We start from the raw sequence: 12,517 nt of genomic DNA on the forward strand, positions 1-12,517 counted from the left end.
GCGGGAGGTGTTGGGGTGGAAGCCGCGGGTGGGGTTCGAGGAGTTGGTGGCGATGATGGTGGACGCCGACGTCGCCACCGAGACGGAATCGGCCGACAAGGCACTGACAATCCGTTGAGCACCGTTCCCGGACGTACCAGGCGGCCGACCACCCCGGCGCGGGTGAACCGGCCCCACGCGGGCATTCCGTTGCGCGGGGCGGGGAGTACCCCTGCGTATGTCGTCGGGGAGGACTCCGCATGAAGCGCAATACCGCCCAGCCGGGCGGCGCGTCGGCCGCGATCGCGGCCGACGGCTGGACGCTGCGTAAACGCCTGAAACAGACCCGGGGCACCCGGCTGCGGGGGGCGGTGCGCGGCGCCATCCCGCTGGCGCTGGCCGGCCTGCTCGCCAACCTCGCCAACATGGGCGTCACGCTGATCATCGCACGCGCGCTGAGTACCCGATCCTACGGCGCGGTCGCCCAACTGATCGCGATCTTCTTCATCGTGTCCATGCCGGGCAGCGCCCTGCTCGTGGGGGTGGTCCGGCGGATCACCACCTGGCAGCACAGCGGGCAGTTGGACCTGGTGGCGCAGTGGGTCCGCCGGGTCCGCCGGGTCGGGGTCGCGCTCGTGCTGGTCGTCGCCATGCTCGCGGTGGCCGCTCGGGGCTTCGTGGCCCACGAACTGTCGCTGCCCGGTCCCGGCGGCGTCGCCGAGATCGTGACCGCCGGTGCCGCCTGGTGTCTGCTCTGCGTCGACCGGGGGTTGCTGCAGTGCGGCCGGCTCTATCCGGCGCTGGCCGCCAACCTGCTCGTCGACGCCGCGGTGAAGACGGTGTTCACGATCGGGTTGGTGCTCGCCGGTCTGGACKAGACCGGCGCGGCGATCGCCGTCCTGCTCGGTGTGCTGGCCGCCCTCGCCCACACGCGGTCCACGCTGCGCCGCCACCCGGACGCGGTCGTGGGAATGTCGCCCGAGCCGGGCTCGCCCGCGGCGCCCACGGCCCGGCTGGCCGTCGAGGTCGGCACCGCTCTCGTCGCGCTGGCGATGCTCGGCCTCCTGCAGAACATCGACGTCCTCATGCAGGGCCGGCTCGCCCCCGACCGGTCGGGCTCTTACGCGGCCGTCTCGGTGGCCAGCAAGGTGCTCGTACTGGCGGCGGTCGTGCTGGCCGGCTTCCTGCTGCCGGAGGCCGCCGATCGACGACATCTCGGACAGCACGCCCTCCATCAACTCGGAGCAACGCTAGCGATACTCCTCGTCCCCGCGCTGGGGCTGCTCTCCGCCGCTCTCCTCGCACCCGACACACTTCTCTCCCTGGCCTTCGGCCCTCGCTTCACCGATGCCTCCGGCGCGCTTCTCCCCTTGGCCGCAGCGATGACCTGTCTCGGAGCTACCGTGCTGTTCACCCACTACCTGCTCGCTCTCGGCGAGCGAGGCGTACTGCTGGCCCTGGGGCTGGCCGCCGCCGCGACCGTCCCCCTCATGCTGTGGGCGGACGGATCACCGACGAGCACCGCCCGCGCCGACCTCGCCTGCCAGGCCGTGCTGGCCATCGTCACCGGCCTGTCGGTGCTCGCCGCCGCCCGTCGGACGGCTCGGGCATGAGCGCCGCGAGCAATCGGCGCGGCCCCGGCGCGACGATCCCGCCGACCCCCGCGGGCCTCGTCGTGCCGCCGGCCGTCCCGGTCCCGCCGGGCCTCTTGGCCGCGCAGGTGGGAGCGCCCGGGATCGAGGCCGCGCCGCACCGGCCCTCCCTCGCCGAGCTGGTCGAGACTTCGGGGCTGCGCCGCGTGCACATGCTGGCCTGGCGTGACCTCGACGACCCCGAGTCGGGCGGGTCGGAGCTGCACGCCGACAAGGTCGCGGAGCTGTGGGCGCAGGCCGGCATCGACGTGAGCCTGCGCACGGCCGTGGCGTCCGGCCATCCGGAATCCGTCCACCGCAACGGCTACACGGTGGTCCGCAAGGCGGGCCGGTACTCGGTCTTCCCGCGCACGGCGGTGTCCGGCGCGCTGGGCCGCGGCGGGCCCTGGGACGGCCTGGTCGAGATCTGGAACGGGATGCCGTTCTTCTCTCCGGTCTGGGCCCGCTGCCCCCGGGTGGTGTTCCTGCACCACGTGCATGCCGAGATGTGGCGGATGGTGCTGTCCCCGAAGCTGGCCAGGATCGGCGAGACCGTCGAATTCAAGATCGCACCACCGCTGTACCGGCGTACGCGCATCCTGACGCTGTCCCCGTCGTCCCGGCACGAGATCATCGACCTGCTCGGCCTGCCGCCGCGCAACATCTCGGTCGTGCCGCCGGGTATCGACCCGTCCTTCTCCCCCGCCGGCGAGCGCTCGCCGCATCCCCTCGTCCTCGCTGTCGGGCGTCTGGTGCCGGTGAAACGGTTCGACGTCCTCATCGACGGGCTCGTCCACGCCCACGACGAACATCCGACGATGGAGGCGGTCATCGTCGGCGAGGGCTACGAGCGGGTGGAGCTGGAGAAGCGGATCTCCGCTGCCGGAGCCGGCGGCTGGCTGCGCCTCGTCGGGCGGGTCGACGACGACGCCCTGCTGACGCTGTATCGGCGCGCCTGGGTGCTGGCCTCGGCCTCGGCCCGTGAAGGCTGGGGCATGACGATCACCGAGGCCGCCGCCTGCGGCACGCCGTCGGTCGCGACGAAGATCGCCGGACACACCGACGCGGTCGTCGACGGCGAGACCGGCGTGTTGGTGGAGGATCCGGCCGACCTGGGCAAGACACTGGCCGGCGTGCTGACCGATCACGATCTGCGCGCCCGCCTGTCCGCCGGGGCGCTGGCGCATGCGGCGACCTTCACCTGGGCGCAGACGGCTCGCTCGACGTTCGCGGCGCTAGTCCGGGAGGCGGCCCGGCATCAAGGCCGCCGCTCCAGCGCGGCCCGGGCCGCGGACCTGGTTGGGCCGCACCGGTGACTGCGGTGATCCGGTGACCRTGACCACGTCGCCCTCCGGTCCGGCCTCGTCCGATCGCCCCGCTTCCGGTCGCCCCGAGTCCGGTCGCCCCGAGTCCGGTCCGGCCTCGGCGGCGATCCGCCGGCGGCGACCGCCCTCTTGGCCGACCCTGGTGCTGRCCGCCGTGGCGTATCTGCCGCTGCTGGCGACGGCACCGGGAAAGATCGGCGCCGACACCAAGGCATACCTCTACCTCGATCCGAGCCGGATGCTGCGCCGAGCGGTCTCCATGTGGGACCCCGGCATCGGCATGGGCACCGTCACCCATCAGAACATCGGCTATCTGTTTCCGCAGGGCGCCTTCTACTGGCTGCTGGATCTCGTCGGCCTGCCCGACTGGGTCGCGCAGCGGCTGTGGACGGGCTCCATCCTGTTCGGCGCCGGCACCGGCGTGCTGTTCTTGCTCCGCTCGTTGCGCTGGCCCGACCGCTTCGCGTTCGTCGCCGCGTTCGGCTACATGCTCTCGCCCTACATCCTGGAATACGAGGCGCGGATCTCGGCGATCCTGCTGCCCTACGCCGGACTGGGCTGGCTGATCGRCATCACCGTGCGCGGGTTGCGCGAGGCGGAGCCCGGCCGGGCCGGCTGGCGTCCCGCCGGATGGCGCTTCCCCGCCGCCTTCGCCCTCGTGGTCACGACGATCGGCAGCATCAACGCCTCCAGCCTGATCTTCATCCTGTTCGCCCCACTGCTGTGGATACCGTTCGCCGTCTGGGGTACCCGCGAGGTCCGACTCGGCGCCGCCGTGAGTATGTGCACCCGTGCGGTGCTGGTCGTCCTCGTCACGTCGGCGTGGTGGATCGCGGGGCTCTACACCCAGGCCGGTTATGGCCTCAACGTCCTCGCCTTCACCGAGACGATCGAGACGGTCGCCAGCAGCTCGCAGGCCTCCGAGGTGCTGCGGGGCCTGGGCAACTGGTTCTTCTATGGACAGGACGCGCTCGGTCCGTGGATCGGGCCGGCCACCCACTACACCCAGAGCATCTGGCTGATCGCGGTCAGCTTCACCATACCCATCCTCGCCCTGATCGGCGCCTCGGCCATCCGCTGGGGCCAGCGCGGCTACTTCGTCGCGCTGATCCTGCTGGGCACCACGATCGCCGTCGGCGTCTACCCGTACGACGATCCCTCTCCCTGGGGACGGCTGTTCAAGGACTTCGCCGAGGGATCGACGGCCGGTCTCGCGCTGCGTTCGCTGCCCCGGGCGGTCCCCATGGTGGCACTGGGCATGTCGGTGCTGCTCGCGGGCGGGCTCGCAGCTCTCTGGGAGCGGTACGCGGCGGCCGGTCCGACCGCTACGGCTGCCCCCGGTGGGCGGCCGGTCCGGTCGGGCCGGCGCCGACGGCTGGTTCCGCCGCTCGCCACCGGGGTGGTCCTGCTGTTGCTGGCCCTCGACATGTCACCGCTGTTCCGCGGCGAGTTCGTCGAGCCGTTACTCGAACGCCCCGAGCACGTCCCCGCCTACGAGACCGAACTCGCGCGCGCCCTGGACACCAGGAACAACGGCACCCGGGTGCTGGAGCTTCCCGGTGCCGACTTCTCCCACTACCGCTGGGGAAGCACCCTCGACCCGGTCACCGAGGGGCTGATGGACCGTCCGCTGGTCATGCGGGAACTCATCCCCTACGGCGAGGCGGGCAGCGTCGACCTGGTCCGCTCGCTGGACCGCCGGCTGCAGGAGGGGGTGTTCGAGACCTCCGCCCTGCCGGACCTCGCCCGGTTGATGGGCGTAGGCGACGTGGTGCTGCGCAGCAACCTCGCCTACGAGCGGTACCGGACCCCGCGCCCCCGGGCCACCTGGAACCTGTTCACCTCGAACAGACCGGACGGGCTGGGTGTACCACAGACCTTCGGACCGCCGGTTGCCGAGGATCCCGGCATCCCGTTCACCGACGAGGTCACCCTCGGCACCGACCCGTCGGTGCCCGATCCGCCGGCGCTGGCCGTCTTCCCGGTCAGCGGCGCGCAGCCGATCRTGCGCACCGCCACCACCGCGCGGCCCCTGCTCGTCAGCGGCAACGGGGAGGCGCTGGTGGACGCGGCGGCCTCCGGCCTGCTCGCCGAGCCAATCGCCGACGGGCGGGCGATCCTCTACGCCCCGGAACTCGCCACCGATCCCACCGCGATGCGCCAAGCCCTCGACGACGGTGCGGACCTGCTCGTCACCGACACCAACCGGCGGCGCGCCGAACGGTGGACGGGCATCCGGGAGAACTTCGGCTACGTCGAGCAACCCGGAGTCAGGCCGCTGGCGAAGGACCCGAACGACAACCGGCTGCCGCTGTTCCCCGATCAGAACGTCACCAGCGAGACCACAGCCACCCTGCACGCCCCGGGATCCCCGGCGAAGATCGCCGAGGTGACCGCCACCAGCTACGGGAACAGCTTCTCCTACGGGGCGTCCGACCGACCGGTCCGCGCGATCGACGGCGACCCGGGCACCGCGTGGCGGGTCGGCGCCTTCACCGACCCGACCGGGGAGGCCTGGCAGACCACGCTGGCCGAGCCGACGACGACGAACCAGATCCGCCTCGTCCAGCCGCTGACCGGGCCGCGCAACCGGTGGATCACCCGGGCGACGCTGACCTTCGACGGCGGCTCCCCGGTGACCGTCGCGCTCACCGACGCCTCCCGCACCGCCGCCGGGCAGGTCGTGCGCTTYCCCACCCGGGCCTTCCGAACGTTACGCATCCACATCGACGCGACGAACACCGGCCGGCAGCGCAGCTACGACAACGTCTCCGCGGTCGGGTTCGCCGAGGTCGCCATCCCCGGAGCGAACGGGGCACCGCTGACGGCCGAGGAGGTGCTGCGGATGCCGAGTGACAGCCTCGACGCCGCCGGTGCCGCCTCCCTCGGCCACCGGCTGGCACTGGAGGTGTCCCGGGACCGGGCCAACCCGTCGGAACCGTTCAAGCAGGACACCGAGTCGGTCATCAGCCGGTCGTTCTCCCTGCCCACGGCCCGGACGTTCGCGCTCACCGGCACCGCCCGCGTCTCCGCCTACTCCCCCGACGATCGCGTCGACCAGGTGCTGGGCCGCCCGGCCACCCTCCCGGTGGTGACCTCCTCCGGCCGGCTGCCGGGATCGCTCGCCGCGCGGGCGTCGAGCGCCTTCGACGGAAACCCGGCCACCGCGTGGAGCCCGGGCATCGGCAACCCGCGAGGCAGCTGGATCCAGGTCGCCTCGCCGACCCCGTTGACGGTCTCGTCGATGACGATGTCGATCGTCGCCGACGGTCGGCACTCGATCCCGACCCGCATCGGGATCGAGGTCGACGGCCAGCGGGTCGGCGCGGTGACCGTGCCTGCGGTCACCGACACCGCGGGGCGCGGGGGCACCCGCGAGGTGACCCTCACCTTCCCGGCCGTCACCGGCAGCACGTGGAAGTTCGTCATCGACGATGCCCGGACCGTCACCAGCATCGACCCCATCAGTCGCTCGCCGCTGGCGATGCCGGTGGGCCTCGCCGAGATCGGGATACCCGGCCTCGCGACCGTGCCTGCCGCGGGCACCGGTCAGCCCACGGCGGGCACCGGTCAGCCCACGGCAGGCACGGCAGGGAGCACCGCGACGGGGCTGTTGCCGGCCCAGATCCCCGCGCCCTGCCGGACCGACCTGCTGAGCATCGACGGTCAGCCGGTGGGGGTGCAGGTCACCGGGGGCACCGCCGACGCGGTCAACCGGCTCGGGTTGACCGTCGCCACCTGCGGCCAGCCGGTCACCCTCGGCCCGGGGGAGCACGTGATCCGGACCGCCGACGGGGCCCTCGCCGGCATCGATCTCGATCGCCTGCTGCTGGCCTCGGACGTCGGCGGCGGCCCGTGGCTGAACGCGACCGGCGCCGCCTCCGCCGTCTCCCCCGCCGGGACCCCACCGGCCGCGACGGGCACCACGGGAACGACGTCGGCCGCCACCGGAACGACGGGCACCACCGGAACGACGGGCACCACCGGAACGACGTCGGCCGCCACGCCACGGGTGACGGTCCGATCGGCCGGCGACACATCCTTCACCGTCGACGTGACGGGGGCGCGGCCCGGTACCCCGTTCTGGCTGGTGCTCGCGGAGAGCCTCTCCCCGGGTTGGAAGGCGACCGTGGGCGGCGCCGACCTGGGCACCCCCAGGCTGGTGGACGGCTACGCGAACGGCTGGCGGATCACCCCGACGGCCGCCGGGTTCACCGTCACGCTGACCTGGACCCCACAACGGATCGTGTGGTTCGCCCTGGCGCTGTCCGCGGTGACGGTGCTGCTCTCCCTAGCACTGGTGATCTTCTACACCCGCCGAGCCCGCGCGACCGTGGCCACGCGGGCGTCCCGGTCGTCCCGGGCACCGGAGCCGGATCTGCCGACAGCCGAGCCGTGGTCCGTCCGGGCGGGGCGTGTCGGCCCGCGCACCACCGTGCTCGCCGTGTTGGGGATGGGTCTGCTCTCGGCGGTGCTGGTCTCCCCGGTAGCGGGGGTCATCGTCGCCTTGGCGACGGCCGTGGCGCTGCTCGTGCCCCGCGGCCGGCTGCTGACCCGCGTCGGCCCGGTGGTCTGCCTGGGCGTCAGCGCCCTGTACGTGCTGCAGGTGCAGGCCCGGCATGCGCTGCCGACGGACGGAGACTGGGTCGCCGCGTTCGGGAAGGTGGCGACGATCTCCTGGCTCACGGTGCTGCTACTGGCGAGCGACCAGCTCGTCGCCCAGCTGCAACGACGGCGCGAGGCGGGGCAGCCGGGCCCGCCGTCTCCCCGGACGGGCCCGGGGGAGGAGCCTCCGGGCCACTGAAGGTCGGGCGAGCGGAGATGCCCAGCGACCGGAGATGCCCAGCGACCGGGGCCGCGGCTCGCGGCGGCGGCAAAGCTCCGCATCATGGATGCTTCTGCAACTTAGTTGCAGAAGCATCCATGATCTGGTTATCGTTCCTCTGCCCGCCGCACAAAAACTTCCCCGTCCACGTCGGCGGGTGCACCGCGAGGGGAGCCCTGCCATGGTCGCGCAGGCCGGCACCATGCCGAGGGGGGGTCTTCCCGCCCGGGTCCGCGGGGCGCTCGACCGCCGGGAGTGGGCGCGTGTCGGCGGCATGGCCGCGGTCATCGTCGGGCTACACGTGATCGGCTGGGTGACGCTCACGGCAATCATCGCGCCGCACCACTACCGCTTCGGCGCCGACGGCCAGGTCTTCGGGGTCGGTCTCGGAGTCACCGCCTACATCCTCGGCCTGCGCCACGCCTTCGACGCCGACCACATCGCCGCGATCGACAACACCACCCGCAAACTCATGACCGACGGTCAGCGCCCACTGTCCRTCGGCTTCTTCTTCTCCCTCGGCCACTCCACGATTGTGTTCGCCCTGATGCTGCTGTTCAGCGTGGGCGTCCGCTCCCTGGCCGGGCAGATCGAAGCCGACGGCTCGACCCTGCACGACATCACCGCCTGGATCGGCACCGCCGTCTCCGGCGGCTTTCTCTACGCCATCGCCGCGATCAACCTCGGCATTCTCCTCAGCATCATCAGGGTCTTCCGGGACATGCGCCGCGGCGGGTACGACGAGGCCGGCCTGGAAGAGCAGCTGAACTCCCGCGGGCTGATGAACCGCGTCCTCGGCCGCTTCACCAGGGCGGTCACCCGACCCTGGCAGATGTACCCGCTCGGCGTGCTGTTCGGTCTCGGCTTCGACACCGCCACCGAGGTCGCCCTGCTCCTCCTCGCCGCCGGCGCCGCCGGAGCCGGCCTGCCCTGGTACACCGTCCTCGTCCTGCCGATCCTGTTCGCCGCCGGCATGAGCCTGCTCGACACCATCGACGGCTCGTTCATGAACTTCGCCTATGCCTGGGCCTTCTCCCAACCGGTCCGCAAGCTCTACTACAACATCACCATTACCGGGCTGTCCGTCGCGATCGCGTTCCTCATCGGCAGCGTCGAACTGCTCGGCATCCTCGCCGAGAAGGCACATCTCACCGGCGAGTTCTGGGGCTGGATCGCGGGTCTGGATCTCAACGTCGTCGGCTACTTCGTCGTCGGCCTGTTCRTCGCCACCTGGGCCGCCGCTCTGCTGGTCTGGAAGTACGGCCGCATTGAGGAGAGGTGGGCGACGGGCCGGCCCGAGGACGGCCGGGTCGAACCCACCGGCTGACCGCCTGGCGTCCGGTTCGGGGACCACCGACAGCACGGGCCGGGCGGCCGCCCCGAACCCCGGAATGCCGTCGGGTTCAGGCGCGATGCGGCATAAGTGCGTTCGCCGGAATGACCCCGAGCCGGCCGGCCTGATAGTCCTCGACGGCCTGGCGCAGTTCGGCCCGGGTGTTCATGACGAACGGGCCGTACACCTCGACGTGTTCCCGGATCGGCCGACCGCCCAGCAGCAGGACCTCGAGGTTCGGCGAGGACGCGTCCTGCCGGTCGTCCGCGGTGACACCGAGCAGATCCCCCGTTCCGAAGACCGCGAGCTGACCGGCCCGGATCGCCGTGGCGTCCGGGCCCACCGTCCCCCGGCCACCGAGGACGTAGGCAAGGGCGTTGAACTCGGGGTTCCACGGCACGTGCACCGCCGCGCCGGGGGTCAGCGTCGCGTGGACGACGGAGATCGGGGTATGCGTGGCACCCGGGCCCCGGTGGCCCCCGGTGTCACCGGCGATGACCCGCAGCAGGGCACCGCCGTCCGGTGAGGACACCAGGCAGACCTGGCCACCCTCGAGGTTCTGGTACCGCGGCGGGGAGAACTTGTCCTTCGCCGGGAGGTTCACCCAGAGCTGGACACCGTGGAACAGGCCGCCGCTGACGACGAGCTCCTCCGGCGGCGTCTCGATGTGGAGGATGCCCGCGCCGGCGGTCATCCACTGGGTGGCGCCGTCTGCGATCAGTCCGCCGCCGCCGTGCGAGTCCTGGTGCTGGAAGGTTCCGTCGATCATGTAGGTGACGGTCTCGAATCCGCGGTGGGGATGCCACGGGGTTCCCTTGGGCTCGCCCGGCCCGTAGTCGACGGCGCCCATCTCGTCCATGTGGATGAACGGATCCAGCTCGGCGAGCCGTGCTCCGGCGAAGGCCMGACGCACCGGGAAGCCCTCGCCCTCCAACCCGGTGGGCGCGGTGGTCATCCTCCGCACCGGACGGTCGACCTCGCCGAGCACGGGCTCAGCCAGYCGCGGCAGACGGACGGTATCGGCGGTGACGGCAGGCATGTCGTCCTCCTGGCGGGCTCAGGTCGCAGTTCGAGCAGTTCGAGCAGCTCATCCCGGCGCCTCTACTTGTAGATGCAACTACCAACCCGCGCAACCACGGGCCACCCTCGATCCTTCCCGCGAATTTTTTGATCATCAGGGCACGAGCGGGAATCGTTCACCCTCAGCGATAAACCCTGGGAACAACGGCAAGCTGAAAGGACTTCAGTGTAGGTGACTCAACTTCCTCACGTCAGGGTGGACCACATGCCACAGATCCGGGTGCTGCCCGTCCTGCCCATTGACGACGCCGTCGTGCTACCGGGCATGGTCGTGTCTCTCGACATGTCCGATGGTGAGATCCGAGCCGCCGTCGAAGCCGCCCGTGCCGGCGGATCCCGCGGCGCTCCCGGCGCGGCGGTGCCGTGCTGGCACTCGCCGGTCCGCCCGGCGTCGGCAAGACATCACTCGGCGAGTCGATCGTCCGGGCCATGGGCCGGTCGTTCGTCCGGGTCGCCCTCGGCGGCGTGCGGGACGAGGCGAAGATCCGCGGTCACCGGCGGACCTACGTCGGCGCGCTGCCCGGCCGCATCGTCCGGGCGATCCGCGAGACGGGTTCAATGAATCCGGTGGTGCTGCTCGACGAGGTCGACAAGCTGGGCGCCGACTACCGGGGGGACCCGACGGCGGCGCTGCTGGAGGTCCTCGACCCCGAGCAGAACCACAMCTTCCGGGAGCATTAACATGTCGAAGGTACCATCAACGTATGGTAATCACACCAGGCGGGGGGAATACGCCCAGCAGCGCCACGGACTGACCCAGACCGGGCAGGCGCTGTGTCGTTCGAGAGCGGGCTACTGACCGGCGGGATACGCCCAGCGGCGGTACTAGTGAGGCCCAGGGGAAATGTGGCATGATGGAACACTCGGAAACGCCGCCCCRCCGACCTGAACCCATCAGACCCGGCCCAGCCGGACCACAAATCCYGAATACACGAAAACAGGACACGAATCCGACAACCCGTGCTCCCACGTGGCCAACGGTCCACCACTCCCCTCCATCCCGCCGGCCCGTGGCTATGTCAAGCGATGCCCATTCGGTAGGCCAGTCCGCGTAGATCACGTCCTCCGACGTTCGCTCTGGCACGCTGGAGCATGACGGCAACAGTCTCCCGCACGAGCGGGTGAGTCCGKACCAGCTCTGGCGCGAGCCGTTCCGCTTCGCGGAGTACCGCGAGGGCTTGTTTGTCCTTGCCGCGCGACTGGGCAAGTCCTCGGCCGAAATCGGTGAGGAACTGTGCGCGGCGACGTCCGGAACCGAGCACCGACGTATCCACACCACGCATGATCTCGGGTGCCTTCCCGCCGTCGCCCCGCTCGACTGCGATACTTTGGACAGGCCAGTCAGGCCGGCAAGGGTCTCAAGGGTCATRCCCCGGTAACGGCGACACGAACGGGTACGCGCGCCGATGGTGGTCGGTGCCTCCGGGCTCTGGCCTTCCTCGCCGCGTGCGGCGAGGACCCGGACACGCCGCATGTGCCCAGCCACACCATCGACCTGGGCTGGCACACCTTTCTGCTGCACACCAAGGAGTACAAGCTGTTCTGCCGGCAGGTCGCCGGCCACTTCATCCACCACGTGCCCGACGACGCGCCACCCGACCGCAGCATCAGCGCAGCCAGGCACGCTCGTACGATCACCCTGATGCAACAGGCCGGGTACGCCGTCGACCACGAACTGTGGGCGAAGTGCTCCACATGCTCCGACGAGGGCAACTGCTCGGCAAGCGGCAAGGACGGCGACGAAAATAAGGGCAGCCGGGTCCCCAAGTAGCGGAGTCGAACTTCCCATGAAGTGGAATGATCTGCCGACGCAGGTCCGCGACGCGGTTGAGGCGCAGACCGGACCCGTCACGTCCGCCGACTCGGTGGACGTCGGGGACGGCTGCGACCTCGCCGCGGTCGTGGATGCGGGTGAGCAGCGGCTGGTCGTCAAAGGCGTCCACGGCGGCGGCCGGCGAGCACGCTGGCTCCGTAACGAGCACACGTTCGGACACCTCGCCGCAGGAATCACGCCGAGTCCACGGTTCGCATGCCAGGTCGATGACTGGCTGCTGGTTGGCTTCGAGCATGCGACCGGCCAACCAGCGGACCTCATCCCCGGCTCTCCTGACCTACCCCGCGTCCGGGACGTCGTCAACGACATCTCCCGCCGGACCGGCGAGGGTCTGCGCTCGCTTTCCGATCGATGGCGCAACACGGGTTGGTGGGAGGATCTAAAAACGCTTCCAGCTAGAGTTTTCCCCGATTGGGACGTAGCCACCGCGGCCGTCCACGCGGGCGCTGTAGTCGACGCCGTGGCCGGGAACCGGCTGATTCACACCGACCTTCATGCCCACTAGTTCAT

Annotated in this window: 7 protein-coding genes and 2 pseudogenes; 8 read left to right on the plus strand and 1 reads right to left on the minus strand. The window is 70.9% G+C overall.

Annotated features, from left to right (window positions below; all coding sequences use genetic code 11):
- The 5 genes and pseudogenes from CcI156_RS27980 to CcI156_RS22740 all read left to right on the plus strand — a co-directional run.
- Positions 1 to 118: pseudogene (locus tag CcI156_RS27980) on the plus strand (GDP-mannose 4,6-dehydratase); the annotation flags it as partial.
- Between the two features lie 121 nt (positions 119 to 239).
- Positions 240 to 1,592 carry a hypothetical protein gene (locus tag CcI156_RS22725; protein ID WP_076808116.1) on the plus strand — a complete coding sequence of 451 codons (1,353 nt, stop codon included), beginning with the start codon at positions 240 to 242 and terminating at the stop codon, positions 1,590 to 1,592.
- Positions 1,589 to 2,926 carry a glycosyltransferase family 4 protein gene (locus CcI156_RS22730; RefSeq protein WP_011435501.1) on the plus strand — a complete coding sequence of 446 codons (1,338 nt, stop codon included), beginning with the start codon at positions 1,589 to 1,591 and terminating at the stop codon, positions 2,924 to 2,926. Before CcI156_RS22725 ends, CcI156_RS22730 begins: the two co-directional genes overlap by 4 nt.
- Positions 2,927 to 2,939: 13 nt before the next feature.
- On the plus strand, positions 2,940 to 7,739 hold the full coding sequence (locus CcI156_RS22735) for an alpha-(1->3)-arabinofuranosyltransferase family protein (RefSeq protein WP_076808122.1): 4,800 nt from the start codon (positions 2,940 to 2,942) through the stop codon (positions 7,737 to 7,739).
- A gap of 202 nt (positions 7,740 to 7,941) precedes the next feature.
- Complete coding sequence (locus CcI156_RS22740) at positions 7,942 to 9,087, plus strand: HoxN/HupN/NixA family nickel/cobalt transporter (RefSeq protein WP_076808118.1); 1,146 nt, start codon at positions 7,942 to 7,944, stop codon at positions 9,085 to 9,087.
- A 76-nt stretch (positions 9,088 to 9,163) separates the two neighbouring features.
- On the opposite strand, the gene CcI156_RS22745 is transcribed toward CcI156_RS22740, so the two are convergent.
- Positions 9,164 to 10,132 (minus strand): pirin family protein, encoded by a 969-nt coding sequence (locus CcI156_RS22745; RefSeq protein WP_076808120.1) that lies wholly within the window; start codon positions 10,130 to 10,132, stop codon positions 9,164 to 9,166.
- A 389-nt stretch (positions 10,133 to 10,521) separates the two neighbouring features.
- Between CcI156_RS22745 and CcI156_RS22750 the strand changes: the two are divergent.
- From CcI156_RS22750 to CcI156_RS22765, 3 genes and pseudogenes are all read left to right on the plus strand, one after another.
- Positions 10,522 to 10,851: pseudogene (locus CcI156_RS22750) on the plus strand (AAA family ATPase); the annotation flags it as partial.
- A 796-nt stretch (positions 10,852 to 11,647) separates the two neighbouring features.
- Positions 11,648 to 11,944 carry a hypothetical protein gene (locus tag CcI156_RS22760; RefSeq protein ID WP_023842106.1) on the plus strand — a complete coding sequence of 99 codons (297 nt, stop codon included), beginning with the start codon at positions 11,648 to 11,650 and terminating at the stop codon, positions 11,942 to 11,944.
- Positions 11,945 to 11,960: 16 nt separating this feature from the next.
- Positions 11,961 to 12,512: a hypothetical protein gene (locus CcI156_RS22765; protein WP_023842105.1), complete on the plus strand. Its 552-nt coding sequence runs from the start codon at positions 11,961 to 11,963 to the stop codon at positions 12,510 to 12,512.
- Positions 12,513 to 12,517 lie beyond the last annotated feature (5 nt).

Source organism: Frankia sp. CcI156, assembly GCF_001983015.1.
GTDB classification, from domain to species: Bacteria; Actinomycetota; Actinomycetes; order Frankiales; family Frankiaceae; genus Frankia; species Frankia casuarinae.

Excerpts from the sequence above, each read along its gene's own strand:
- CcI156_RS22730 (WP_011435501.1), top strand. The coding sequence starts at position 1,589 with ATGAGCGCCGCGAGCAATCGGCGCGGCCCCGGCGCGACGATCCCGCCG.
- CcI156_RS22765 (WP_023842105.1), top strand. The coding sequence starts at position 11,961 with ATGAAGTGGAATGATCTGCCGACGCAGGTCCGCGACGCGGTTGAGGCG.